28 protein-coding genes are annotated in these 25,193 nt (G+C 69.2%); 20 read left to right on the forward strand and 8 right to left on the reverse strand.

Annotation, left to right across the window (positions count from 1 at the left end; genetic code table 11):
• Positions 1-26: 26 nt before the first annotated feature.
• From QO015_RS07240 to QO015_RS07250, 3 genes are all read right to left on the reverse strand, one after another.
• Complete coding sequence (locus QO015_RS07240) at positions 27-557, reverse strand: flavin reductase family protein (RefSeq protein ID WP_266280426.1); 531 nt, start codon at positions 555-557, stop codon at positions 27-29.
• A 173-nt stretch (positions 558-730) separates the two neighbouring features.
• Positions 731-1,006: a hypothetical protein gene (locus tag QO015_RS07245; protein ID WP_266280423.1), complete on the reverse strand. Its 276-nt coding sequence runs from the start codon at positions 1,004-1,006 to the stop codon at positions 731-733.
• A 22-nt stretch (positions 1,007-1,028) separates the two neighbouring features.
• Positions 1,029-1,337 carry a hypothetical protein gene (locus QO015_RS07250; protein ID WP_266280421.1) on the reverse strand — a complete coding sequence of 103 codons (309 nt, stop codon included), beginning with the start codon at positions 1,335-1,337 and terminating at the stop codon, positions 1,029-1,031.
• Positions 1,338-1,434: 97 nt separating this feature from the next.
• On the opposite strand from QO015_RS07250, the gene QO015_RS07255 reads away from it, so the two are divergent.
• Positions 1,435-2,322 carry a helix-turn-helix domain-containing protein gene (locus tag QO015_RS07255; RefSeq protein WP_266280419.1) on the forward strand — a complete coding sequence of 296 codons (888 nt, stop codon included), beginning with the start codon at positions 1,435-1,437 and terminating at the stop codon, positions 2,320-2,322.
• 19 nt (positions 2,323-2,341) lie between these two features.
• On the opposite strand, the gene QO015_RS07260 is transcribed toward QO015_RS07255, so the two are convergent.
• Both QO015_RS07260 and QO015_RS07265 read right to left on the reverse strand, forming a co-directional pair.
• The gene (locus tag QO015_RS07260) at positions 2,342-2,656 is read right to left on the reverse strand and encodes a plasmid stabilization protein (RefSeq protein WP_266280418.1); all 315 of its coding nucleotides are present in this window, start codon (positions 2,654-2,656) and stop codon (positions 2,342-2,344) included.
• A 22-nt stretch (positions 2,657-2,678) separates the two neighbouring features.
• Positions 2,679-3,185: a YciE/YciF ferroxidase family protein gene (locus tag QO015_RS07265; protein WP_266280416.1), complete on the reverse strand. Its 507-nt coding sequence runs from the start codon at positions 3,183-3,185 to the stop codon at positions 2,679-2,681.
• Between the two features lie 192 nt (positions 3,186-3,377).
• On the opposite strand from QO015_RS07265, the gene QO015_RS07270 reads away from it, so the two are divergent.
• From QO015_RS07270 to QO015_RS07315, 10 genes are all read left to right on the forward strand, one after another.
• Positions 3,378-4,109: a GntR family transcriptional regulator gene (locus QO015_RS07270; RefSeq protein WP_266280414.1), complete on the forward strand. Its 732-nt coding sequence runs from the start codon at positions 3,378-3,380 to the stop codon at positions 4,107-4,109.
• Between the two features lie 9 nt (positions 4,110-4,118).
• The gene (locus QO015_RS07275; RefSeq protein ID WP_266280412.1) at positions 4,119-4,841 is read left to right on the forward strand and encodes a sugar isomerase domain-containing protein; all 723 of its coding nucleotides are present in this window, start codon (positions 4,119-4,121) and stop codon (positions 4,839-4,841) included.
• 29 nt (positions 4,842-4,870) lie between these two features.
• On the forward strand, positions 4,871-6,154 hold the full coding sequence (locus QO015_RS07280; protein ID WP_266280410.1) for an ABC transporter substrate-binding protein: 1,284 nt from the start codon (positions 4,871-4,873) through the stop codon (positions 6,152-6,154).
• A gap of 144 nt (positions 6,155-6,298) precedes the next feature.
• Positions 6,299-7,201, forward strand: coding sequence for a carbohydrate ABC transporter permease (locus QO015_RS07285; protein ID WP_266280409.1), 903 nt, complete (start codon positions 6,299-6,301; stop codon positions 7,199-7,201).
• On the forward strand, positions 7,198-8,025 hold the full coding sequence (locus QO015_RS07290; protein ID WP_266280407.1) for a carbohydrate ABC transporter permease: 828 nt from the start codon (positions 7,198-7,200) through the stop codon (positions 8,023-8,025). Before QO015_RS07285 ends, QO015_RS07290 begins: the two co-directional genes overlap by 4 nt.
• A gap of 40 nt (positions 8,026-8,065) precedes the next feature.
• Positions 8,066-9,556: a xylulokinase gene (locus QO015_RS07295; RefSeq protein ID WP_266280405.1), complete on the forward strand. Its 1,491-nt coding sequence runs from the start codon at positions 8,066-8,068 to the stop codon at positions 9,554-9,556.
• A gap of 108 nt (positions 9,557-9,664) precedes the next feature.
• Positions 9,665-11,044, forward strand: coding sequence for a precorrin-3B synthase (gene cobG / locus QO015_RS07300; RefSeq protein WP_266280403.1), 1,380 nt, complete (start codon positions 9,665-9,667; stop codon positions 11,042-11,044).
• A complete protein-coding gene (locus QO015_RS07305; RefSeq protein ID WP_370877404.1) occupies positions 10,983-11,651 on the forward strand; it encodes a precorrin-8X methylmutase in 669 nt (222 codons plus the stop codon). Before cobG ends, QO015_RS07305 begins: the two co-directional genes overlap by 62 nt.
• Positions 11,648-12,388, forward strand: a complete 741-nt coding sequence (locus QO015_RS07310) for a precorrin-2 C(20)-methyltransferase (protein WP_266280401.1) — start codon at positions 11,648-11,650, stop codon at positions 12,386-12,388. The genes QO015_RS07305 and QO015_RS07310 overlap by 4 nt, the downstream gene beginning before the upstream one ends.
• Positions 12,385-13,143 (forward strand): precorrin-3B C(17)-methyltransferase, encoded by a 759-nt coding sequence (locus tag QO015_RS07315; protein ID WP_266280400.1) that lies wholly within the window; start codon positions 12,385-12,387, stop codon positions 13,141-13,143. Before QO015_RS07310 ends, QO015_RS07315 begins: the two co-directional genes overlap by 4 nt.
• Here the strand turns inward: QO015_RS07315 and QO015_RS07320 are convergent.
• Entirely contained in the window at positions 13,113-13,877 is a 765-nt protein-coding gene (locus QO015_RS07320; protein ID WP_266280398.1) for a cobalt-precorrin-6A reductase, read from the reverse strand. The two genes, QO015_RS07315 and QO015_RS07320, sit on opposite strands and share 31 nt — an antisense overlap.
• A 20-nt stretch (positions 13,878-13,897) precedes the next feature.
• Between QO015_RS07320 and cbiE the strand changes: the two genes are divergently transcribed.
• The 3 genes from cbiE to cobM are packed head-to-tail and all read left to right on the forward strand — an operon-like array spanning position 13,898 to position 16,253.
• Positions 13,898-15,106 carry a precorrin-6y C5,15-methyltransferase (decarboxylating) subunit CbiE gene (gene cbiE / locus QO015_RS07325; protein ID WP_266280397.1) on the forward strand — a complete coding sequence of 403 codons (1,209 nt, stop codon included), beginning with the start codon at positions 13,898-13,900 and terminating at the stop codon, positions 15,104-15,106.
• Positions 15,103-15,495, forward strand: coding sequence for a cobalamin biosynthesis protein (locus QO015_RS07330; protein WP_266280396.1), 393 nt, complete (start codon positions 15,103-15,105; stop codon positions 15,493-15,495). The genes cbiE and QO015_RS07330 overlap by 4 nt, the downstream gene beginning before the upstream one ends.
• Positions 15,492-16,253, forward strand: coding sequence for a precorrin-4 C(11)-methyltransferase (gene cobM / locus QO015_RS07335; RefSeq protein WP_266280395.1), 762 nt, complete (start codon positions 15,492-15,494; stop codon positions 16,251-16,253). The genes QO015_RS07330 and cobM overlap by 4 nt, the downstream gene beginning before the upstream one ends.
• 4 nt (positions 16,254-16,257) lie before the next feature.
• On the opposite strand, the gene QO015_RS07340 is transcribed toward cobM, so the two are convergent.
• Both QO015_RS07340 and QO015_RS07345 read right to left on the reverse strand, forming a co-directional pair.
• Positions 16,258-17,826, reverse strand: coding sequence for an aldehyde dehydrogenase (NADP(+)) (locus QO015_RS07340; protein ID WP_266280394.1), 1,569 nt, complete (start codon positions 17,824-17,826; stop codon positions 16,258-16,260).
• An 85-nt stretch (positions 17,827-17,911) separates the two neighbouring features.
• A complete protein-coding gene (locus QO015_RS07345) occupies positions 17,912-18,754 on the reverse strand; it encodes an SDR family NAD(P)-dependent oxidoreductase (protein WP_266280393.1) in 843 nt (280 codons plus the stop codon).
• A 118-nt stretch (positions 18,755-18,872) separates the two neighbouring features.
• Between QO015_RS07345 and QO015_RS07350 the strand changes: the two genes are divergently transcribed.
• The 6 genes from QO015_RS07350 (at position 18,873) to QO015_RS07375 (ending at position 25,160) form a co-directional block, all read left to right on the forward strand.
• The gene (locus QO015_RS07350; RefSeq protein WP_266280392.1) at positions 18,873-19,898 is read left to right on the forward strand and encodes a BMP family ABC transporter substrate-binding protein; all 1,026 of its coding nucleotides are present in this window, start codon (positions 18,873-18,875) and stop codon (positions 19,896-19,898) included.
• 10 nt (positions 19,899-19,908) lie between these two features.
• Complete coding sequence (locus QO015_RS07355; protein WP_266280391.1) at positions 19,909-21,447, forward strand: ABC transporter ATP-binding protein; 1,539 nt, start codon at positions 19,909-19,911, stop codon at positions 21,445-21,447.
• Positions 21,444-22,478: an ABC transporter permease gene (locus tag QO015_RS07360; protein WP_266280390.1), complete on the forward strand. Its 1,035-nt coding sequence runs from the start codon at positions 21,444-21,446 to the stop codon at positions 22,476-22,478. Before QO015_RS07355 ends, QO015_RS07360 begins: the two co-directional genes overlap by 4 nt.
• Positions 22,478-23,398 carry an ABC transporter permease gene (locus tag QO015_RS07365; RefSeq protein WP_266280389.1) on the forward strand — a complete coding sequence of 307 codons (921 nt, stop codon included), beginning with the start codon at positions 22,478-22,480 and terminating at the stop codon, positions 23,396-23,398. Before QO015_RS07360 ends, QO015_RS07365 begins: the two co-directional genes overlap by 1 nt.
• Before the next feature lie 8 nt (positions 23,399-23,406).
• Complete coding sequence (locus QO015_RS07370; protein WP_266280388.1) at positions 23,407-24,366, forward strand: nucleoside hydrolase; 960 nt, start codon at positions 23,407-23,409, stop codon at positions 24,364-24,366.
• Between the two features lie 77 nt (positions 24,367-24,443).
• Positions 24,444-25,160 carry an MgtC/SapB family protein gene (locus QO015_RS07375; RefSeq protein WP_266280387.1) on the forward strand — a complete coding sequence of 239 codons (717 nt, stop codon included), beginning with the start codon at positions 24,444-24,446 and terminating at the stop codon, positions 25,158-25,160.
• Positions 25,161-25,193: the final 33 nt, after the last annotated feature.

Here is a 25,193-nt window from a genome sequence, read left to right on the forward strand (position 1 = left end):
CCCCTTTTTGTCGGATTTTGTTGAATTCAGCCCGTTTCGTTTGAAATACGTCGATAGCCGCCATGCCAGTAGAGCAGCGGCTGCGCACCCGCCGTCAGGATCACGTCGCGGACGGCACCGATCAGGATGGCGTGCGAATGGCGCTCGATGGCCTCTTCGAGGTCGCAGTCGATCGACGCCAGCGCGCCGACCAGCCCGAGGCTGCCGCTCGCAAATCTGTGCCAATCGGCGCCGAGATAGCGGTCGGCTCCCCGGATTCCGCCCCGCCCGGAAAACGCCTCGGCGACGGCTTGCTGGTCCTCGGCGAGGACATTGACGCAGAAACGTCCGTTTTGCGCCAGAATAGGCCAGGAGGACGATGTGCGGTTCAGCGAAACGAGGATCGATGGACTTTCGGCGGAAAAGGACGAAACCGACGAGGCCGTGAAGCCGGTCCTGTCGGCTCCGGTGCCCGTGGTGATAACGCTGACGGCGCCGGCTAGATGACGCATGGCATGCTTGAAGACCGCGGCGTCGATGGCAGCGGGCGTCGGCTCGATCTCGGCGGCGGCCGGCATGGGAGGCTCCTCACGACAGGCAGCCCGACCGACAAAGCGGCCGGGCTTTCGTGACCCATATGGCTACTCGAGACTGCTTAAGCCATTGCACCACGCGCCCGGCCTTCGCCGAGAGAGGGTCTCGCTCGGTCGTGCCTGCCGGCGTGAAGCAGCAGCGGACCGGCCGTCCGCCCTCACATCGCCTGCTGCAGGCAGGCGCCGGCGGCGGTCGCGGAAGCGCGTGCCGTGCCCTTCGACACCGTGCCCGCCGCGACGAGGCTCTTCGTGCTGTTGGTGACCACGCTCTTGAGGCTGCCGCTGCCGACAGCGCCGATCGACGCGTCGTAGATCGCCTTGGCCTCGGCATCGAGGCCGGCGGCGCAGGCGTCCGCCGCGGCGCGGTCGGCCAGCGCCGGGCCGGCGCCGAACGCGAGAAGGAGGGCCGCCGAAGCCAGAATCGTCTTCATCATCGCTTTTCCTTCCAGCGGGTTCTCAGCGCACGCCAACGCGATTGACGGGACCGCCACGGTTCATCGGCTGCACGCCGACCCCCGGCGCACCGACGCCGACACCCGGCGCCACACCGACGCCGGGCGCTCCCGCGCCGGCGACGCAGCCGACCGGATAGCCCGGACGCGTACAATAGACCACGGCACCCGTCGGCCGCGCGACACAGCCCTTCGGGACACCGACCGCCTTGCAGTAGACCACCGCTTCCGCCGGGCCGGGCACCGCGATACCGCTTGCGCCAACCAGCGCCAGCGCAGCCGCCAACAGTGTCGAACGAATCGTCTTGGTCATAATTGCCTCCGGTCCGATGCCGCTTCTTGCAGCAGGGCGCGAGAGGCCTCAATGTCGTTTTTTGACCGGATCGGGGACCGGTAAAGGAGTCGTTGCCATGACCGCGACGCTGCAAACGCGCGCGCGCCCCCCGTCCGATTCGCTGCAACCGGCCACCCCGGACGATGCGACCATCGCTGCAATCGAGGCGCATGAGCGCTTTGACGCCGCCTATGAACATGCCGCCCGCGGCATTCTCGCCTTGTTCGAGGGCAACCGCCTGCTCGTCACGGTGATGAGCGATCGTGTCCGCGTGTTGCTGGCGGTCGCGGTCCTCTGCCTCGACGCCGATCCCGACGAACAGGGCCGGAGACTGACTCCGGCGCGGATGATCGAGGCGGCGCGCGATTTCGGGCTCGGCAGCCCCGGCCGCGTGAAGGCGATGCTGGCGATCCTGCGCTGGGGCGGCTATCTGGCGCCCGCCGAAGGCGTGTCGGATCGACGGGAACGACCGCTGGTGCCGACCGAGAAGCTCTGGAACGTGGTGCTCGCGCGCTGGCGGGTGCTGTTCGAGGCGCTGACGATGATCGACCCGCTCGGCGCCAAAGCGCTCGCGGCGACCGGCGACCATCGTTTCCTGCAGGCCGTGGCGCGGGGCCTCGCCCGCATTTTCGCGCGCGGGTTCCGCCCGCTCTCGCGCGCCCCGCGGCTTACGAGCTGCATCGATCGCGACGCCGGCTTCATGATCCTTTCCGCGCTGGTGATCGCCGGGAAGGACGGCGCCCCGGCGCCTCCCATCGCCCAGCTCGCCCGCCGTTTCGGCGTCTCGCGGGCGCATGTACTGTCGCTTCTGCGCGAGGCGGAGGCGAACGGACTCGTCAGGCGCACGAACTCAGGCAGCGTCGAGGCGACCGAACTCGTGTTGCGTGACTTCGCGGCGCTCTATGCCGCAATCATGGCGATGACGGCGGCGGCCGCGGCCGCCGCCCTCCAGGAAATCGGCTGAAAGCCGAATCTACTCGGCGCTACGCGTGATGCTCCGCGTTGCGCTTGCGCGTCGCAGCAGCCTTCTTGGCCGAGGCAGAACGGTCTGCCCTAGAGCGCGCCGCAGACGCTTCCCCGCCTTTCTCGCCGCCCTTGTGGGCGGCCGGGTGGCCGGTATCCTTGCCGCGGCCGGAGCCACCTGGCTCCTTGCCGCCGCCGTCGTCCTTGTTGACCGTCGCCCAGGCCCTGCGCTCGGCCTCCTTCTCGGAGACGCCTCGCTCCTCATAGCCTTCGGCGATGTGGTCGGCCTTGCGTTCCTGCTTGTCCGTGTATTTCGACTTGTCGCCACGGGGCATGATCGTTCTCCTCGTTGGCGGCTCAGCTGGCAGCGCGGAGGTTGACCTTGCTCTCGGCGATGGCGGTCAGCTTCTTGTCCGCCGCCCTCTCCTCCTCGAGGTTTTGCCGAAGCAGCGCGGCGCAGTCCTCGCGGCCGAGACGGCGCGCCCAGGCGACCAGCGTGCCGTAGCGGGTCATCTCGTAGTGCTCAACGGCCTGCGCCGAAGCGACCAGCGCCGCGTCGAGCACCTCCTTGTCGCCGATCTCGCCGGCGATCTCGTCGGCCTCCTCGATGATGCCGTCGATCGCCGGGCAATCGACTCCCTTGATCTCGGCGCCATGCTGGTGGAACACCTGCTCGAGGCGCTGGACGTGACCGCGCGTCTCCTTGAGATGCGCCTCGAAGCCCGCCTTCAGTTCAGGCGAAGACGCCTTCTCGATCATCTTGGGCAGCGCCTTCAAAATCTGGTTCTCGGCGTAGTAGATGTCCTGGAGCTGATGGACGAAGAGATCGTCCAGCGTCTGGATGTCCTTGGAAAACAAGCCCATTTTGGCCTCCTTCTCGATCTTCTGAGAGTTTCGGCCCCCGATCCGTGACACGCTCCCAACGGGCGAGCGGGAGGCATGTTCCCCGCGGGGAAGGAAAAGCCGGGCATGCGACGAGCGCATCGGCAACTTGCGAAGGCGGTAGGAACTGGTCTATACCGATGGCAACGGTCTATACCAGTTTGGGATACCTGCTTGTCGTCCGTTCCGCATTATCGCCGCATCGCCGATTCGCTCGTCGACGCCATCCGATCCGGATCCCTCGAGGTCGGCGCGCGTGTGCCGTCGGAGCGCGAGCTCAGCGCCGAATTCGGCGTCAGCCGCATGACGGCGCGCGGCGCGCTGAAGACGCTCGTGGAACAGGGCTTCGTGAACAGCGTCGAGGCGAAAGGCTATTTCGTCGCCGCAAGCCGCATCGACCAGCGGCTCCAGACGCTAACGAGCTTCACCGAGGACATGCGGCGGTCCGGCCGGCGTCCGTCGAGCATCGTGCTGGCGGCACGAAAGGCCGAGGCGGCTGGCGAAGTCGCGGCGCGGCTGGCCGTAGCGGAAGGTGCCAGCGTCTATCACCTGCTCCGCCTCCGCGAGGCGGATGCCGTGCCGGTCGCGCTCGAGGCAGCCCATATTCCCGAGAGCATGGCGCCGGGTCTGATCGAATCCGCGGACTTCGCCTCCGACTCTCTCTACGCCACGCTGAAGCAGCGCTTCGGCATTCTTCCCGTCGAGGCCGAGCAGAGCTTCGAGGCGAGCGCGGCCGGCGAATCCGACGCGGCGATCCTGCGCGTGCCGATCGGGGCTCCCGTGCTTCGCCTGACCCGGCTCAGCCTCGATGCCGCAGGACGGCCGCTCGAGTTCGTCCAGTCGGTCTATCGCGGCGACCGCTTCACGATGCGGGTGCGTCTCGCGCCCGGCTCAACCGATGCCTGAGGATCAATCATGACGGCGCGCGTCTATCTCTCCGAAGCGAAGCGGCTGCTCGACGAAGCCGCCACCCGTGAAGCGGCCGCCGTCGAGGCCGCGGCGGCGGTCGCCGCCGGCAAGGTCGCGGCGGGCGGCCTCATCTACATTTTCGGCACCGGCCATTCGCATCTCATGGCCGAGGAAGGACATTTCCGCGCCGGCGGGCTCGCCTGCGTGGTGCCGGTTCTCGCCTCGGCGGTGATGCTGCACGAAGGCGCGATGGCGAGCACGCAGATGGAGCGGCTCAGCGGCCTCGCCGAGATCGTGCTCGGCCGCTATCCGATCGGCCCCGGCGACGTCCTCGTCGTGTTCTCGACCTCCGGCGTCAACGCCGCGCCGGTCGAGGCGGCCCGCTTCGGCAAGGCGCGCGGTGCCACCGTGATCGCAGTCACGTCGGTTGCCTATTCGACCGCCGCCGCCAATGGGCGCGAGCGGATCGCCGACGTCGCCGATTTCGTCTTCGACAATGGCGCGCCGGCCGGTGACGCGGTCACGACGCTCGCCTCGGGACTGACGGCCGGCCCGGTCTCGACCGTGATCGGCGCGGCGCTGCTCAACGCATTTCTCGTCGAGGTCGCCGCCGACCTCGAAAAACAGGGCCACCCCGCTCCCGTCTATCAAAGCGCCAATATGCCGGGGGCGGTGGAGAACAACGCGAAGCTCACCGAGATCTACAAGGCGCGCAATCCGCATCTTTGACGAGAGCGGCAAATCCAGAGGGAAAGACCATGCGTTTCAAGGGACATGCACTGGCCGGCGCGATGGCGCTGACCGTTTTCGGCGCCCTGCCGGCGCTCGCGGTGACCGAGGTCAAGATCTGGCACATGGAGCAGCCGCCGCATCGCGTGCAGCGCGTGCAGGAGCTGATCGACGCCTTCAACGCCGCCAACCCCGACATCAAGGTCAGCCAGGAGCCGCAGAGCTGGGGCGAGGTCTATGCCAAGGTCCCGGCATCGATCGCCGCAGGCAACCAGCCAGACATCCTGTTCGCGATCCCGGACTTCACGACCGTCATCCGCAAGGTCGACAAACTCGAGTCGGTGGCCGACTTCGTGAAGGAACTCGACGCCAAGCACCATTTCATCCCCGCGACCGTCGAGCCCTACAGCTATGACGGCGGCGTCTGGGCGGTGCCGCTCTACAATATGAGCCTCAACTACTGGTACCACAAGAAGGCCTTCGCCGACGCCGGCATCGAGGCCCCGAAGACCTGGACCGAGTGGAAGTCGGCGGCCGAGAAGCTCTCCAAGGACGGCGTGTTCGGCGTCGGCCTGCCGGCCAACAAGCAGCTCTACACCGACCAGACGACCTATGCCGTCATGGTCAACAACGGCGCTTCCGAACTCTTCAACGCCGACGGCACGCTGCGCTTCGACAATCCGAAGACCGTCGAGTCCTATGCCTTCTACAAGGATCTCTACAAGTATTCCTCGCCCGACGCGGCCAACTGGACCTGGGGCGAGGCCGAAGCCTGCTTCGCTTCCGAGAACTGCGCCTCCATCCTGCAGTTCACCGTGATCAGCACCTATGACCAGCAGGGCGGCGGTGATCCGTCCCAGCTCGGCATCGCGGCGGTTCCCCATGCCGACGACCAGAAGGACTCGGCCACGATCGCCTATTCCAACGCGGCGATCATCCTTGCGAAGGATGCGGCTAAGCGCGACGCGGCGAAGAAGTTCATCGCCTATCTGCTCGAGCCGGAAACCTACGGCAAGTTCCTGACCATGGAGCCGGGCCTCTTCCTGCCCGTGACCGCGGACGGTGCCAAGTCGGCGAGCTTCTGGAGCGATCCGCTCGTCGTGAAGTACAAGCCGCAGGTCGAGCAGATGATCGCGAACTCCGCCAACGGCAAGCTGTTCGGCTTCACCGACGGCCGCGTCTTCCCGGCGATCGGCCCGATCTCAGCCCAGAACATCCTGGCCGAAACACTTCAGAAGGTCGTCGTCAACGGCGAGGATCCGGCCGCTGCCGTCAAGGCTGGCCAGGCCGCGATGGAAGCTGCGACCAAGTAATGCCAACCGGCTGAAGGCGGGGCCTCCCCACAAGCAACCCCGCCTGACGATCCTCACCCCGGCCGCCGTCGAACACGACGACCGGGGTGAGGGCCAAATCCCCTCCCGCCGGGCATTCCGGCAACCGAAGACGAAGGCTCCGCGGTGGCATCGCACAATCCCTCGCGCGCGAAGTCGGGAGACGGCCGGCTCGCGCTTCTCCTGCTGGCGCTGCCGCTCGGCCTTCTCGCCGCCACGCTGGTCGTCCCGATGATCTCGGCAGTGAACATCTCGCTGCACGACATCCGCGTCATCGGCTCCGAAGGACCGTTTTCCGGCCTCGACAACTATGCCCGCGTGCTCACCGCCGGCAGCTTCTGGCATGCGTTGGGCGTTTCCGCCCTGTGGGTCGTCGGCAACGCGCTGGTACAGACCGTCCTCGCCGTGCTCGCGGCGCTGGTCCTCAACGAGAAATTCCCCGGCGTGCGCATCGCGCGGATCTGGATCATCCTCACCTGGATCATCCCGACCGTCGTCGTCGTCATCATCTGGCGCTGGATGCTGTCGCCCTCGGGCGGCATGATCAATCCGTTCCTGATCAGCATCGGTCTCATCGACCGTCCGATCGGCTTCTTCTCCAGCGGCCCCATGGCGTTGGCGAGTCTCATCCTCATCAATTCCTGGCGCTGGTTTCCCTTCGTCGCGATCATGCTGCTGGCCGGCTTGCAACGCATTCCAGCCGATCTCTACGAGGCGGCGGCGGTCGACGGCGCCGGTCCGATTGCGCGCTTCCGGGCCATCACATGGCCGCTGTTGCAGCCGACGCTGCTGGTGCTGACCGTGATGGGCACGCTGCTGTCCTTCAACGTCTTCGACATCATCTGGCTGCTGACCGCCGGCGGCCCGGCCGGCGCAAGCGAGACGCTGCCCGTCCTCATCTACGAGACGGCTTTCAAGGCCTACCGGATGGGCGATGCAGCGGCAATGTCGGTCGTCGCCAGCCTGATGATGATCGGTCTCGCGATCCTGCTCATCGACCGCCTCGCGCCGAAGGAGACCGGTCGATGAAGCGCGGGCTTCCCGGCACGCTGGTGTTAGTCCTTTCGCTCGCCGTGCTGGCGGCGCTCGTGCTGCTGCCGATGTGGCTGGTCGGCTCGTCGTCGTTCAAGCTACCGCGCGAGATCATCAGCCGCTTTCCGACCTTCTTCCCGCACAGCTTCACGCTGCAGCACTATCAGAAGCTGCTCGGCACCTCGGCCTTTCCGACCTATTTCGTGAATTCGACGCTGGTCGCGGCCTGCTCCGCCTTCGTCACCGTCGTGCTGGCGACCCTCGCCGGCTACGCGTTCTTCCGTCTCGAATTCCGGGGGCGCGACTTCCTCTACCGGCTGATCATGGTCGCCTATGCGTTCCCGTCGATCGTGATCCTGATCCCGATCTATCTGATGTTCGCCAAGGTCGGACTGATCGACACGGACCTCGCGCTCGTCGTCGTCAACGTCACCTTCGCCCTGCCCTTCTCGATCTGGATGATGCGCACCTTCTTCGCCTCGCTGCCGCGCGAGCTCGAGGAAGCGGCCGCCATCGACGGTGCGTCACGGCTGGCGACGGCGCTCTACATTCTCGTGCCGCTGCTGCGCCCCGGCATCGCGGCCATCGCGATCTTCGCTTTCGTATCGAGCTGGACGGAATATCTGTTCGCCTCGGTGCTCATCATCTCCGATGCGAAGCGGACGCTTCCGGTGGGCCTCTCGGGCATCATCGGGCAGTACCAGATCGACTGGGGCCTGCTGCTGGCCGGTGCCTCGCTGTCGATCCTGCCGGTCGTGATCTTCTTCGGCTTCGTCGGTCGCTGGTTCGTTGCCGGCCTCACGGAAGGCGCGGTGAAATAGCGCCTTGCCGGCCTCCCGCGGCGCCCCGACACTCAGGTTCATGATGAGCGCAGCAGTCCTCGGCATCGATATCGGCACCTCCTCGGTCAAGGCCGTGCTCGTCGACCGCGACGCCCGGGTCCTTGCCACGGGCCGCGCGGCCTATCCGACGCGTCAGCCGCGCGACGGCTGGTCGGAGCAGGAGCCCGGGGACTGGATCGCTTCTGCCGTCGCCGCGACCCGCGCCGCCCTCGCCGGTCGCGACGAGCCTGTCGAGGCGATCTCGCTCTCCGGCCATATGAGCGCACCGGTGCTCGTCGATGGCGAGGGGCGCGCCCTCGGTCCCTGCCACACCATCACCGACCGGCGTTCGGCGGCCGAAGCGGAAGCGATTCCGGAGGGCATCGTCGCCGCCCTCGCCGCGTCGTCCGGCAATCTGCCTGCGACACATCTCATCCTGCCGAAGCTCCTCTGGTGGAAAGAGCATCATTCGGAGGTCTGGGCGCGCGCGGCGACGATCCTGATGCCGAAGGATGTCGTGCGCCATTTCCTGACCGGTGTCGTCGGCAGCGATCCGACCGATTCCGGCAACACCATGCTGTTCGACCCTGTCCGGTGGGACTGGAACCGGACGCTCGCTGAAGAGGCCGGTATCGATCCGGCGAAACTCGCGCCGCTGGGCCGCTCGGAAACGATCGCAGGACCGCTGCTTCCCTCGGCCGCTGCCCTGCTCGGCCTCCCCGCCGGCATTTCCGTCGTGACCGGCGCGGCCGACATGGCGGCGACGCTTCTTGCGACGGGCATCGATCTTGCGGACGACGTCGCGCTCACGATCGGCACCAGCGCCACGGTGATCGCCGGGCTGTCGCGGGTTGAGCCGGCGCTGCTCGGCGCAATGAACATCAATGTCTCGCTCGACCGCGGCGTTCTCTACGCGATCGGCTCGCATTTCGGCGGCGGCGGCGCGCTCAACTGGCTCGCGAGCGTCGCGACCGGCACGGCCGAGCCGGATCCCGCCTGGTTCGGTCCGGTGACGGCGGAGGCGACGGGCGTGCCGCGCGGCAGCGAGGGCCTCGTCTTCCTGCCCTATCTCTCCGGCGCCGGCAGCCCCGCTTTCGACACCGAGGCACGCGGCGCCTTTCTCGGCCTCTCCATGAAGCATGGGCGCGGCCATATGCTGAGCGCCATCGTCGAAGGCGTCACGACCGATGTTGCGGAGAGCATCGCGCTGCTCGCCTCGGTCGGCGGGCGCAAGCGCATCGTCTTCACCGGCGGCGGCTCGCGCATCCCGTTCTGGACGGCATTGCTCGCCGATGTGACCGGCCTTCCAGTCGTCAATTCCGCGGTCGCAGACGCCTCGGCGCTCGGGGCCGCTCTGATCGCGGGCGTCGGCATCGGCTGGTTCGACGGCAGCTTCGCGGTGGCACGAGCTCTGGTGGCGCCGCGGGCGGCCGCCGTCCCTCCGGCCGATCCGGCCTCGGGCGCAATGCTCGCCGCGCGCTTCCGCCGCGCCCGCGCCGCCCGCCGGCTCGACCTCCTGCCCGAAGTCTGAGCAGCCCGACCTACTCCCGGCCGGCACCGACCCGCGCCGCTGGCCACGGCCGAGGCGCGACGACGGGCCGTCTCGCCACGCCAGGGCGGGAGCACTACTGTTCTCGGCATGGACCCGTTTCGTCGCAATGCCTGTCCGAGCCTCGCCGCGCCGATGCGCACCGGCGACGGCTGGCTGGCGCGCCTTCCGCCGCTTAACCGGCCGATGACCCCGTCGATGCTGGCTGCGCTGGCCTCGGCCGCCGAGCGGCACGGCAACGGCCTCGTCGAGATTTCGAAGCGCGGCAATCTTCAGCTGCGCGGTCTCGCGGAAACCGGCGCCGGTCCGCTGGCTGCCGATCTCGCAGCCGCCGGCTTCGATCTCGACGAAGGCATCCCGATCAGCATCGACCCGCTGGCGTCGATCGCAGGCATCGACGCAGCGGCGATAGTGCATGAGCTGCATCGCCGCATCCAAGATGCCGGTCTCTCGAAGAACCTGGCGCCAAAATTCACCATCGTGCTCGATCTCGGCTCGCCGCTGGCACCGCAGGGCCTCTCGGCCGATCTTCGCCTCGCCTTCCGCACGGGGCGGGTGGCCATCGGCCTCGGCGGCGGCGATGCCCGGGAGGCGAACTGGATCGGCTGGGTCGCTGCGGAACGGGCAGTCGACGCCGCGCTTGCCCTTCTGGAGGCGCTGGCGACACGAGGGCCCGGCGTGCGACTGCGGGGGCCGGGCGGACTGGCGGACGAGCCGGCGATGGCGGCCGCGGTCGGGGGGCTTTCCGACGTCTCCTTCGCGCCCTCTATCGCAGCGACAGCCGCCGCGATCGGCCCGATCAAGGGATACGACGTCGCTGTGCAGGGCATCGCCTTTCCCTTCGGTCAGTCGGATGCCGTCGCCCTGCATGAACTCGCGGCGGCCGCCTCCCGATGCGGCCTTGCCGCATTCGCGCCGGCGCCCGAACGGACGCTGCTCCTCGCCGGCTCACCAGAGGCAGTCGCAGCGACGCTCGCCGTGGCGGCGCGGCTCGGCTTCGTTACCGAGGCGTCCGATCCCCGCCGCTTCATTGCCGCCTGCATCGGCAGCGAAGGCTGCGCCTCGGGTCGCATCCCGGCGCGACTCATGGCGGATACCGCAGCCGCAGCGCTCGCTCCGCTCCTCGACGGGTCGTTCACGCTGCATCTCTCCGGCTGCGCCAAGGGTTGCGCTCATCCTGAGCCGGCCAAGATCGCGCTCGTCGGAGTCGACAACGGGGCGGGACTCGTGCTTGACGGACTGGCACGCGACGCGCCCCTCGGAATCGCGCCGGGTTCCAGACTGCTCGGCGGCCTGGGCCGCCTGGCGGCGATGGCTGCGACGAAGCTTCCGGGAACGTCGGCGCGCGCGGCTTTGGACAGCATGGAACGGGCCGGCATCCTCGGCGCGATGACCGGAGAGACGGCAGGTGACGACGACGACCGAGGAGAGAGCCGAGACGAGCCCCGTGACGCACGACTATCTGCGTGACGGCGCGGCGATCTACGAGCGATCCTTCGCCATCATCCGCGCCGAGGCCGATCTGTCACGGTTCGCGCCGCTCGAGGCGCATGTTGCCGTGCGCATGATCCACGCCGCCGGGCTCGTCCCGCTCGCCGAGGTCATCCGCTTCGGTCTCGGCTTCGCCGATGCGGCCCGCGCCGCGCTCATGGCCGGCGCACCGGTCCTCTGCGATTCCGAGATGGTCGAGCGCGGCATCACGCGGGCGCGGCTTCCCGCAGGCAACGACGTCGTCTGCACGCTGCGCGACCCGCGCACCGCCGCGCTGGCCGAACGCCTTGGAACGACCCGCTCCGCCGCGGCGATCGAGCTCTGGGGCGAGCGGCTGGCCGGCTCGCTGGTGGTGATCGGCAATGCGCCGACCGCGCTCTTCCACCTCATCGACGCCATCGCCGCCGGCGGTCCACGCCCGGCCGCGATCATCGGCGCGCCGGTCGGCTTCGTCGGGGCGGCGGAATCGAAGGCGGCACTGGCGGAGAGCTCGATCGGCGTGCCGTGGCTCATCGTCGAGGGCCGGCTCGGCGGCAGCGCCATCGCGTCCGCCGCCGTCAATGCACTGGCGAGCGACCGGCTATGAGCACATCTCCCGCCGGCACGGGGCGCCTCTATGGCGTCGGGGTCGGTCCCGGCGATCCGGAACTCCTGACGCTGAAAGCCGCGCGCATCATCGACGGCGCCGATGTCGTCGCTTATTTCGCCAAGGAGGGCCGCCGCTCCAACGCCCGCACGGTCGTCGCAGGCCGTCTCGCCGGCAAGCGCGAGTTGCCGCTCGCCTATCCCGTCACCACCGAAGTCCATCGCCATGACGACGCCTATCGCGCAGCGATCGGCGGCTTCTACAAAGAGGCGGCGGCGTCGGTGGCGGCGCTGCTCGACGAGGGGCTGACGGTCGCGGTGCTCTCGGAGGGCGATCCGCTGTTCTACGGCTCCTATATGCATCTCCATTGCCGCCTCGCCTCGCGCTATTCGACCGAGGTGGTTCCGGGTGTGACGGGCATGTCGGGGGGCTGGTCGGCGGCCGGTGCACCCATCGCCCAGGGCGACGACGTGATGACGATCCTGCCCGGCACGCTCGACGAGGCCGATCTTTCGGCGCGGCTCGCTGGTTCCGATGCCGCCGTGATCATGAAGCTCGGCCGCAACCTGCCCAAGGTCCGGCGTGCGCTCGCGAATGCGGGCTGCCTCGATCGCGCCATCTATGTCGAGCGCGCGACGACCGAAGGCGCGCTGACGATGCGGCTCTCCGACAAGGAGGATGACGACGCGCCCTATTTCTCGCTGGTGCTGGTGCCCGGATGGGAGGCGCTGCGATGAGCGGGCGCCTCGCCGTCATCGGGCTCGGGCCGGGCGATGCGTACCACCGGACCGCCGAGGCGGATGCCGAGCTCGCCGCCGCCGAGATGATCTATGGATATGGCCCCTATCTCGACCGCGTCGCCGACCGCGACGGGCTGGTGAAGATCGCCTCCGACAACCGCGAGGAACTGGATCGCGCCGGCGCGGCCCTGGCGAGCGCGGCGGCCGGGCATCGCGTCGCCATGGTCTCCGGCGGCGATCCCGGCGTCTTCGCCATGGCCGCTGCCGTCTGCGAAGCTGTCGAGAAGGGCGATCCGGCGTGGCGCGCGATCGACCTCGCCATCGTTCCCGGCGTGACGGCGATGCTCGCCGTCGCCGCGGCCGCCGGCGCGCCGCTCGGCCATGATTTCTGCGCGATCTCCCTTTCGGACAATCTCAAGCCCTGGAGCGTCGTCGAGAAGAGACTCAGCGCCGCGGCGGCGGCCGGCTTCGTGATCGCCCTCTACAATCCGATCTCCCGCGCCCGTCCGTGGCAGCTCGGCGCCGCCTTCGCGCTGTTGCGGCAGACGCTCGGCGGCGACGTCCCGGTCGTCTTCGGTCGCGCAATCGGCCGCCCCGACGCGCGACTCAGCATTGCGCCGCTCGCCGAGGCCGACGCGGAGCAGGCCGACATGGCGACGCTGGTCATCATCGGGACGGCGGAAACACGGATCGTCGAGCGGCCCGGCCTCCAGCCGCTCGTCTATACGCCGCGCTTCTCGGGAGGCGCGTGATGCGCGAGGAAGTCGATCACATCGGCGATGCTCGCGACCTCGGGAATGTCCGGGGCCGGCGGTCGTTCGACCATCAGCACCTCGAGGCCGAGCCCGCGCGCCGCGTCGAGCTTCGCGCGCGTGGCGTCGCCGCCGCTGTTCTTGGTGACCAGCGCCTCGATCGCATGGCGGCGCATCAACTCCGTCTCGCTCGCCAGCGAGAACGGGCCGCGCTCCTCGATCGTGAGCGCATGGCCAAGCTGGGGCGGCAGGTCGATCGGCTCGATGCTGCGGAAGACATAGGCATGCTGCGGCGCCCCGGCGAAGCGGGCCGCGTCCTGCCGGCCGATCGTCACCAGGAGCCGGCGGGGCGGACCCGCAAGGCCCTGCACGAGTGCTTCCAGCGAGGGATGGCTTCGCCAGTTATCGCCCTTCGCAGCCCGCCAGGGCGGCCGGGACAGCCTGACGACGGGAATGCCCGCCACACGAGCCGCCTCGGCGGCATTGGCCGCGATCCGCGCCGCGAACGGATGCGTGGCCACAACGAGCGCCGCGATGCTCTCGCTCTTCAGATAGGACGCGAGACCCGCCGCGCCGCCGAAGCCGCCGGTTCGCACGGGAAGATGCTGCGGCAGCGGGCGCTCCGTGCGGCCGGCCAGCGACAGGACACCGTCATAGCCCGCGATGGCCGCGATGCGGCCCGCGAGAGCGCGCGCCTCCGTCGTTCCGCCGAGAATGAGCAGCCGCGTCGCCATCGGTTGGAAAGGTCTCCGTCGTGAGTGCCGACCGCTGGCTTGGCATCGTCGGCATCGGCGAGGACGGCGTCGAGGGGCTGTCGCCCCTCGCCCGCCGCATGATCGAAGCCGCCGCCGCCGTTTTCGGCGGCCGTCGCCATCTCGCGCTCGCCGCGCCGCACGTCAAGGGTGAGGCGGTGGAGTGGCCGAGCCCGTTCACGATCGAGCCGCTGCTCGCCCGGCGCGGAACCCCGACCGTGGTCCTCGCCTCTGGCGATCCGTTCCTCTTCGGCGTCGGCAATGTGGTCGCCCGCCATGTGCCGCCGGCCGAATATGTCGCTTTGCCGGCGCCCTCCGCCTTCAGCCTCGCCGCGAGCCGGCTCGGCTGGCCGCTCGCCGAGGTGACGATGCTGTCGCTGCACGGCCGCTCGATCGATCTCGTGCGTCCCCATCTCTTCCCGGGCGCCCGCATCCTCGCACTCACCTCCGACGCCGCGGCGCCGACCGCGATCGCAGCCCTGCTCTGCGGGAGCGGGTTCGGCCCGTCCCGGCTGTTCCTCCTCGAGGCGATGGGCGGCGCCGACGAGCGCATGCGCGACAGCAGGGCGGCATCTTTCGCAATGCAAGCGATCAATCCGCTCAACACGCTGGCCATCGCCGTCGAGGCCGAGCCGGGCGCGCGTATCCTGCCCCGCGCCGCCGGGCTCGACGACGCGCTGTTCGAAACCGACGGTCAAATCACCAAGCGGGAGATCCGGGCGCTGACACTGTCGGCTCTTGCGCCGCGCCCCGGCGAATGCCTCGTCGATATCGGCGCCGGCTCGGGTTCGGTCGCGATCGAATGGATGCTCGCCGACCGCCGTTGCCGGGCCATCGCGATCGAGCCGCGCGGCGACCGAGCGGCCCGCATCCGCGCCAACGCCGCCGCCTTCGGCGTGCCCGGTCTCGATGTGGTCGAAGGCGCGGCCCCCGATGCATTGGCGGGCGTCCCCGAAGCGGATGCCGTTTTCGTCGGCGGCGGCCTGTCGCGGCCCGGCGTGCTCGCAGCGGCACTCGATCTCGTCCGAGCCGGCGGTCGGCTGGTCGCCAATGCCGTGACGCTGGAGACGGAGCGCGTGCTGCTCGGCGCTCATGAGGAACGCGGCGGCCGGCTGATCCGCATCGCCATCGACCGCGCCGCGCCGCTCGCCGGCATGACGGCCTGGGAGCCGGCACGGCCGGTGCTGCAATGGAGCTGGACGAAGCCATGATCGTCGCCGGAATCGGCTGCCGGCGCGGCGCCGACCGCGCGGATGTGCTGGCCGCGATCGGCGAGGCCCTCGCCGCCGCGTCGCTCACCGCCGACGAGATCGATCTCGTCGCCACGGCGGCCGAAAAGGGCGGCGAGGCCGGCATCGCCGCGGCCGCCGCCGAACTCGGACGGCCGCTGGTGCTGGTGCCTCCCGATCGGTTGCAGGCTGCTGGCGAATGCGCGGTCACGCGCTCGGAGCGGGTGGTGGCGCTGTTCGCGGTGCCCTCGCTCGCGGAGGCCGCAGCGCTTGCGGCGGCCGGTGCGGGCTCGCGACTGATCGCGCCACGACGCGTCTTCGGCGGCGCGACCTGCGCTCTCGCCACCGACGGCGCGGGGGGCTCATCGTGACCGTTCATTTCATCGGCGCCGGCCCGGGCGCCGCCGATCTCATCACCATCCGCGGCCGCGACCTCATCGCCCGCTGTCCGGTCTGCCTCTATGCCGGCTCGCTCGTACAGGCGGAGCTGCTCGCTTTCTGCCCCGAGGGCGCGCGGATCGTGAACACTGCGCCCCTCGATCTCGACGCCATCGAGGCGGAATTTCTCGCTGCCCATCGCGCCGGCCTCGACGTGGCGCGGCTTCATTCCGGCGATCTCTCGATCTATTCAGCCGTCGCCGAGCAGCTTCGGCGGCTGGAACGCCACGGCATCCCCTACACGCTGACGCCGGGCGTGCCGGCTTTCGCCGCCGCTGCCGCGGCCCTCGGCCGCGAATTGACCGTGCCTGGCGTCGCGCAGAGCGTGGTGCTGACGAGGACGTCGGGGCGCGCCTCCGCCATGCCGGAGCGCGAGACGCTCGCCGCCTTTGCCGCCACGGGCACGACGCTGGTGCTGCATCTCGCGATCCAGGCCCTGCCGCGCCTTGTCGAGGACCTGGTTCCCTTCTACGGCGCCGACGGCGCGGTCGCCGTCGTGTTCCGCGCCAGCTGGCCGGACGAGCGCATCATCCGCGGGATTCTCTCGACCATCGCCGCCGAAGTCGAGGCGAGCGGCATCGACCGCACCGCCACGATCCTCGTCGGCCCCGCGCTCGCCGCGGAGGGTTTCCGCGACAGCGCGCTTTACAGCCCCGACTATGTCCGCCGCTATCGCGGCGGCGGCGACTGAGCGTTCAGACGCGCTTGCCGTCGACGAGCCTCGGCAGGCTTTCGTCGCGCAGCACCTCCGGCAAAAGCGCCTCGGGCAGGTTCTGATAGGAGACCGGCCGCAGGAAGCGGCGGATAGACAGCGTGCCGACCGACGTGAACCGGCTGTCCGCGGTCGCCGGGAACGGACCGCCATGCACCATCGCATAGCCGACCTCGACGCCTGTCGGCCAGCCATTGCCGAGAATTCGCCCGACGCGCCGCTCCAGAACCGGCAGCAGGCGGCGCGCAATGGAGATGTCCTCGTCGTCGAGCTGCAGCGTCGCAGTCAGTTGGCCCTCCATGCGCTCCGCGGCCTCGAGCATGGCCCCGACATCCGCGCAACGCACCACAAGCGACGACGCACCGAACACCTCGTGACCGAGCCGCTCGTCGGCCTCGAAGGCGGCGGCGTCGGTGAGGAACACGGCAGGCGGCGAGCTGTTGGCATCATCGCCGGTCTGGCCGCGGCCGAGCGTCTGCACCGCCCCGTTGGTCGCCAGCGCCTCGACGCCCTTGTCGAAGGCCGAGTGGATTCCGGGCGTCAGCATGGCCTCGGCATGCTTGCGCGCCAGCGCCGCCTCGACATGGGCAAGGAAGGCCTCGAGGTCGGGGCCGTCCAGCGCATAGACGAGGCCGGGATTGGTGCAGTACTGGCCGGCGTCGAGCGACAGGGAGTCGACGAAGCCCTTCGCGATCTCCTCCGTCCGCGACGCCAGCGCGCCGGGCAGGATGAACACCGGGTTGATGCTGCTCATCTCGGCATGAACCGGGATCGGCTCGGGCCGGGCCGCGGCGATCGCCACCAGGGCCAGGCCACCACCGCGCGAGCCGGTGAAGCCGACCGAACGCACCGCGGGATGACGAACGAGCGCCGCGCCGGTCTCCGTGCCGCCGAGCAGCAGGGCGAAAACGCCGGCTGGGAGGCCGCATGTCCGCGCGGCGGCCTGCACGGCCCGCCCGACGAGTTCGCCGGTGCCCGGATGCGCCGGATGGCCCTTGACGAGGACCGGACAGCCGGCCGCGAAGGCGGCAGCCGTATCGCCCCCGGCGACCGAGAAGGCGAACGGGAAATTGCTCGCGCCGAACACCGCCACCGGCCCGACGCCGATCTGGCGCAGGCGGATGTCGAGGCTCGGGGACGGCTTGCGATCGGGGATCGCCGGATCGATCCTGAGATCGAGCCATTCGCCGTCGCGCACGACCTTCGCGAAGAGGCGAAGCTGGAAGGTCGTTCGCGCCCTTTCGATGCCGAGGCGACGATGCGAGAGGCCCGTCTCGGCGGCTGCACGCTCGATGAGACTGTCACCGAGCGCCTCGATCTCGTCGGCGATCGCCTCGAGAAAGCGGGCACGGAGATCCAGCGACGTCTCGCGGAAACTGTCGAACGCGTCCCATGCGAGTCGCGCCGCCCGGTCCACGTCGGCCTCGCCGGCGAAGGCGAAGGCCGGCTCGAGGCTGGCGCCGGTCTTGGGGTCGGTCGCGCGGAAGCTCCGCTCGCCCTCTCCCGGAAGCGCCTCGCCTCCGATGAGGATGTCGCCGGTGATCGTCGTCATCGTCCCGTTCCTTGCTTGCTTAGCCCCTCAGATCGAGCCGGCGCGAACCGATTGCAAGGCGCCACCGGCTGCGGCGCGGCGTCGCTCAATAGGGCGTTTCGCCGGCATCGGCATTGACCGCCTGGCCGCGCACCAGCATGGCCGCGTCGGTCAGCAGGAAGGAGACGACGCGCGCCACCTCCACCGGGTCGAGATGGCGGTGCAGCTGCTGCGACAGCATCTTGTCGAAGATGGCCGGCGCCGCCTCGCCGGTGAAGCCCGAATAGGCTTCCGAGACCTCGCGCAGCATCGGCGTCGCGACGCCGCCCGGGCAGACGCAGTTGACGTTGATGTCGTGCGGGGCGAGCGCCTCGGAGAGCATGCGCGTCATCGAGATCAGTGCCGCCTTGGAGGCGCTGTAGGCGAGCGACTCCTTGTGGCCCTTCTTGCCCGCCTCCGAAGCGATCGACACGATGGCGCCGGGGATGCCGCGGTCGATCATGTGCAGCGCTGTCAGCCGCGACGCCTCGTAGGCGCCGAAGAGGTTGACCTCGAACTGGCGCTGCCAGTCGGCACGCGGGATGGCGAGTGGATCGGAATGGCGCACGATCGCGGCGCAGTTCACGAGCCCTTCGATCTGGCCGAGCGTCTCGATCGCCGCTGCGATGCCGGCACTCACCGACTCCTCCGAGCCGACGTCCATGGCCAGCGCGAAGCAGCCCTTTGCCTCGCCGCCGAGCGCGGATGCCGTCGCTTGCGCCGCGTCGAGCTTGAGATCGACGACGACGACGCGCGCGCCCTCGGCGACGAGCTGGCCGACGATCGCGGCGCCGATGCCGCCGCTGCCGCCGGTGACGACGATTCCCTTGCCCTCATGGACCGGGAAGATTCGCGGCGCGCGCACCGGCAATGCGCCGCTCGCGGCCGTGATCATGTATTTCGACATCATGCGCTCCTTGGATCGGGTGGCGCGGAGGATAGGCCGGGGGATAGCGCGGTCAATCGCGGTTGTCGCCCGGCAGCGGACTGGCTAAGCTTTTGCCGGTCAAACCTCAGGGAGTACCGGGATGGGCGTTCGGGGCATGGTTCTCGGCAGCGTGGCTGTCGTCTTCGCGGCAACCGCCGCCTTCACGGCGCCGGCACATGCCGCCGATCCGAAGCTGGTCGTCTTCGTCTCGCCCAACCCGATCGGCGTGAACGATTTCCTGAAGCTCGCCAAGGCGGGCACGGACAAGGCGGCGGCGGCTCTCGGCGGCACTGCAAAGGCCTACGAGAGCACCGACCCCACCACGATCCGCCAGAATCTCGAGGCCGCCGCCAAGGAGGCGGGCATCGTCGTCGCGGTCGGCTTCGAGTTCAACGATGTGCTGCCCGAGGTCGCCAAGGCCAATCCGGAGACGAAATTCCTCTTGGTCGACAGCTGCCCGCAGACGCTGCAGCCCAACATCTTCTGCTCGGTGTTCCGCGAATACGAGGCGACCTTCCTCGCCGGCGCAGAGGCGGGCCTGACGACCAAGACCGGCAAGGTCGGCGCCATCGGCGCGCTCGATATCCCCTTCCTGCACCGCTACACCGATCCGTTCCTCGCCGGCGCCAAGCACGTCAAGCCCGACGTGGTGACCGCGGAGACGCTGTGGATTGGCGGCAACAATCCGTTCTCGGATCCGGCCCGCGGTCAGCAGCGCGCCAGCGTTCTGGTTTCCGACGATGTCGACCGCGTGATGGCGGCCGGCGCCGGCTCCAATGGCGGCATCTTCAAGGGCCTCGCCGATCTCGACGGCGCGGCGGCCTTCGGCGTCGACGTCAACCAGTGCAAGCAGGCGCCCGGCGCGGTGGTCGACAATGTCGAGAAGCGAACCGATGTCGTCATCGAGAAGGGCGTCGCCGGAATCGCCGCCGGAACCCAGCCGCAGGTCGCGGCACTCGGCCTCGCCGAAGGCGGCATGACGCTGACCGGTCTCGAGGACGGCGTGGCCGATTCGGGCTGCCTGATCGCCGACTATCCGGACGTCATCGCCAAGGTGAAGGCGCTGCGCGACGAGATCGTCGCCGGGACTCTGAAGATCGACGACCCGATGCAGCTCTCGAAGTAAGGCGCGCGCCTTGCCCGGCTCCGACGCTCCCCAGGGGGCCGTGCTGGAGGCGAGAGGGATCGTCAAACGGTTCGGCTCCCTCCTCGCCAACGACCATATCGACCTCGCCGTCAACCGCGGCGAGGTGCATGCGGTGATGGGCGAGAACGGCGCCGGCAAGTCGACGTTGATGTCGATCCTCTACGGCATGCAGCAGCCCGACGCGGGCGAGATCCTGCTCGCCGGCCGCCCGGTGCACTATCGCTCCGCCCTCGACGCCATCGCCGAGGGGATGGGCATGGTCCATCAGGCCTTCAAGCTCTTCAATTCTCTCGCCGTCTGGGAAAACGTCGTCTACGGCATGGAGCCCCGCAAAGGCGGCCTGATCGATCGCCGCGCTGCCGTCGACCGGGTGGCAGAACTCGCCACCCGCTACCAGCTTGCCGTCGATCCTTCGGCGATAGTGGGCAAGCTCTCGGTCGGCGTGCGCCAGCGCGTCGAGATCCTGAAGGCGCTTTATCGCGACGCCCGCATCCTCATCCTCGACGAGCCGACGGCGGTGCTGACGCCGCAGGAGCGTGACGGTCTCTTCGACGTCATCCGCCATCTCGCCGCCGACGGACGCACGATCCTCTTCGTCACCCACAAGCTGCATGAGGTGATGACTGTGACCGACCGCGTGACCGTTCTGCGCGACGGCCGCGTCGTCGAGAAGATGGTGACCGCGGAGACGTCCCCGCGCGAGATCATCCGCGCCATGACCGGGCGGGCGGTCAATCTGACGGTCAGCAAGAAGCCGGCCTCGCCCGGGGCGCCGGTGCTGGTCGCCGACGGGCTCACGGTCCTGTCGGAGCATGGACGGCCGGTGGTCGACCGCGCGACGCTCGCGATCCGCTCCGGCGAGATCGTCGGCATCGCCGGCGTCGCGGGCAACGGCCAGACCGAACTGATCGAGGCGCTGACCGGGTTGCGCAAGCCGGATGGCGGTCGTGTCGGCATCGCGGGCGCGGACGTGACCGGGGCCGATGTCGATGCGCACCGTGTGGCCGGCCTCGCCTATATCCCCGAGGATCGGGCGGTGACCGGAACCGCGCGCGCGGCCAGCGCCACCGACAATCTCGCGATGGGCTTCCATCGCCATCCGCCGCTCGCCCGCCGCCGCCTGCTCGATCGCCGAGTCATGGCCGAGCGGGCGCGGGAAATGATCGCGCGCTTCGGCATCCGCATGGCCTCCGAGAAGACCGCGGTCGGCACGCTCTCGGGAGGAAATCTCCAGAAGGTCGTCGTCGCGCGGGAACTGTCGCATCGCGCGGCGCTGCTCATCGCCGAGCAGCCGACGCGCGGCGTCGATGTCGGCGCCATCGAGTTCATCCATGCCGAGCTCGTCGCCGAGCGCGACCGGGGCGCCGCGGTGCTGCTGGTATCGGCCGAACTCACGGAAATCCTGGCGCTCGCCGACCGCATCCTGGTGATGTACGAGGGCCGTATCCTGGCCGAGGTGCCGGCCACCGAGGCGACCGAGGAACGGCTCGGGCTCCTGATGGCCGGCCGCCTCCAGGAGGCCGCATGAGCGACGCGGCGCGCGCCCCATCCCGTCTGCCGCGCCTGCCGGCCGCGCCCATGGCGATCCTCGTCGGCGTCGTGCTCGGCGGGCTGCTGGTGCTGGTCTCTGGCGGCAACCCGTTCACGGCCTATTGGGCCATCGTCACCGGATCGCTTTCCTGGTCGAGCCTGCCGAACACGCTCAACTGGGCCGTGCCGCTCGTCGGCATGACGCTGGTCGCGGCCATTCCGCTGCGCGGCGGCATGATCAATCTCGGCGGCGACGGCCAGATGGTCGTGGGCGGGCTCGTGGCGGCGCTGGTGCCGCTTTATCTGCCCGGTCCCGGCTGGCTGCTGATCCTCTGCGCGATCCTCGCCGCGATGATCGCCGCCGGCCTCTATGCGACGCTGGCGGCTTGGGGCGAGACGCGGCACGGCATCCCGATGCTGATCTCCAGCCTGCTCCTCTCCTATCCGGCGATCGGCTTCGCGTCCTTTGTGGTCGGCTTTCCGCTGCGCGATACCACCACCGGCCTCGCGCAGACGCCGATGATCCCGGAGGCAGCGCGCCTGCCGGTCCTGTCCGGCCCGCTGAACGCCGGCATCCTCATCATGGCGGCGGTCGCCGTGATCGTCGTCCTCTATGACCGTTTCACCGTCGGCGGCTACGAGCTCAGGATGCGGGGCCTCAATGCCCGCTTCGCCGGCTATGGCGGCGTGCCGCTGGCGCGGCAGATGACGGCGGTGATGTTCGCGAGCGGCGCCATCGCCGGCCTCGTCGGCTCGCTCATCGTGCTCGGCTCGCAGTTCCGGTTCCAGGACGGTGCGCTGCTCTCGCCGGGCTATACCTGGTCTGGCCTCATGGCGGCGCTGCTCGCCGGCGGCGAGCCACTGGCCGCGATCCTCGCCGGCGCGTTCTTCGCCGCGCTGCAAACCGGCGGCTTCGCCATGCAGCGCGAGACGGCGATCCCGCGCGTGCTCACCATGGTCATGCAGGCGATCATCATCCTCTTCCTGGCCATCCGCCACGGCATCGGCCGGCAGGGAGGCGCGCGCTGATGCTTGACCTCATCACGCCCTTCCTCGTCAATTCCGCCGTCCAGGCGATCACGCCGATCCTCCTCGCTGCCCTCGCCGGGACGCTCTGCGGCCGGGTCGGCGTCTTCAACATGGCACTCGAGGGCCAGATGCTGGTCGGCGCCTTCGCGGCGGTCGTCGGCTCCTATGCGACCGGCAGCGCGCTCGGCGGCATCGTCTGCGCCATGCTGGCCACCGTGCTCTTCTCCACCATCCTCGCCTATGGCGTGACCATCTTCCGCGGCGATGCGGTCGTCATCTGCGTCGGCATGAACCTGCTCGCCTCGGGGCTCACGGCCTATCTTCTGCGCCAGATGTTCGGCGTCAGCGGCACCTTCTCCGATCCGGCCATTGTCGGCCTCGACAAGATCCGCATCGCCGCGATCAGTGCCTGGCCGGTGATCGGCTGGATCTTCTCGCGCCAGACGGCCATCACCTGGGCGGCGTGGATCCTGACCGCTCTTGTCACGATCATGATGTTCCGCACGCCGCTCGGCCTCCGGCTGCGCGGCGTCGGCGAGGATGCCGAGGCAGCGACCAGCATGGGCGTCGACGTAACGCGCTATCGCATCGTCACCGTGCTCGCGGCGGGCGCCATCGTCGGCCTCGCCGGGGCGCAGCTTTCGCTCGGCACGGTCAGCATCTTCTCCGAGGACATGAGCGCGGGGCGCGGCTGGATCGCTGTCGTCGCGGTGATGCTCGGACGAAACCATCCGCTCTGGGCGGCCCTCGCCTGCGTGCTGTTCGGCTTCGCCGACGCCTTCTCGATCCGCCTGCAAGGCCAGGGCCTGCCCAACCAGGTGACCGACATCGTCCCCTATCTGGTGACGCTCGCGGCGCTCGTCCTCACCCATGGCCGCCGCCGCAGGCGGCAGGATCCCACCATCACCGCCTCACCCTGAGAATGCCCATGACCGAACGCTGCCGCATCATCCTCGACGTCGATACGGGCATCGACGATGCCATGGCGATCTTCTACGCGGTCCGCCGGCCCGGCATCCGCCTCGAGGCGCTGACGACGACCTTCGGCAACACCGACACGTCGATCGCGACCGAGAACACGCTTAAGATCCTGGAACTCCTCGGCCGCCCCGAGATTCCGGTGGCCCGCGGCGTCGCCCGCTCGCTGATCAACCCCTACAAGCGCATGGCCGATCATGTGCACGGCTCGAACGGGCTGGGCGATGTCGAGCTGCCGGCGCCGTCCTTCAAGGCGGTCGACGAGCACGCGATCGACCTGATGATCCGCGTCGTCAAGGAGAACCCCGGCGAGATCACGCTCGTCCCCGTCGGCCCGATCACCAATGTCGCGCTGGCGCTGACCAAGGCACCGGAGATCGCCAAGCTCGCCCGCGGCATCGTGATCATGGGCTCGACGATCTTCCATCCCGGCATCCATGGCCCCATCCCACCCATGGTCGATGCCAATTTCGCCAATGATCCCGAGGCGGCGCATATCGTGCTCCAGTCCGGCGCCAATGTGACGCTGGTCGGCATGGACGTCACCATGACGACGCTGCTCTCGACGGACATGATGGAGGAGATCAGCCGCGAGGGCGACCACGCCGCGCAGACGCTGATGAAGATCACCGCGTTCTACGTCGACTCTTACAAGACCATGTATCCCGGCATCACCGGCTGCGGCCTGCACGACCCGCTCGCGGTCGCCATCGCCGAGGATCCGAGCCTCGCGACGATGGAGCGGATGTATGTCGACGTCGAACTGCATGGAGAGCTGACGCGCGGGCAGACCATCGCCGATCGCCGCCGCACGGCGCATCATCGCCGCAACGCCGATGTCTGCATGGCGATCGACCGCCCGCGCTTCGAGGCGGACTTCATGGCGCTGATGAAGCAGAGGGCGGCATGACGGGACGCGCGCCGTCACGCTTTCGTCACGGAGCGCCGCTTCCCTGACCGCCAACGATTGAATGAGCGGGGACCGGCGTGCAGTTCATCCATAATTTCGATCCGGCGCAGTTCCTCGATTCCGTCGCGAGCCTCGTCGCCGCCTTCATTCTCGGGGCGCTGATCGGCGCCGAGCGGCAGTATCGCCAGCGCACTGCCGGTCTCAGGACCACGGTTCTCGTCGCGGTCGGCGCCGCCGCCTTCGTCGATCTCGCCGTCAGGATCGCCGGCTCCGTCGAGGCGGTGCGCGTCATTTCCTATGTGGTGTCCGGCATCGGCTTTCTCGGGGCCGGCGTCATCATGAAGGAAGGCATGAATGTGCGCGGTCTCAACACGGCCGCGACGCTGTGGTGCTCCGCCGCCGTCGGCGCCTGCGCGGGCACCGACATGCTGGCTGAGGCGGCGCTGCTCACGGTCTTCGTCATCGCCGGCAACACGCTGCTGCGGCCGCTGGTCAATTTCATCAACCGCATTCCGATCAGCCACGAGCAGGCGGAAGCGACCTACGAGGTCCACGTCATCGCCGACGAGGCCGCGCTCGGCGAGACGCGCGACAGGCTGGTCGAGCGGCTCGCGGCGGCCAAATATCCGGTGGGCGATGTCGAGGTGATCGAGCGCGAGGACGACATCGTCGAACTGGTGGCGACGCTCGTCAGCACCTCGGTGGTCGGCAAGGAACTCGACGCCGTGACGCGCTCTCTGGCCGTGCTGCCTGGAGTTCGCCATGCGAGCTGGGAGGCGAGCACGACGGATTGAGGCGAGGCAGCGCCGCTCGCGCCGTCGGCCTCA

Source organism: Kaistia geumhonensis (assembly GCF_030815145.1).
In the GTDB taxonomy this organism is placed as follows: Bacteria; Pseudomonadota; Alphaproteobacteria; order Rhizobiales; family Kaistiaceae; genus Kaistia; species Kaistia geumhonensis.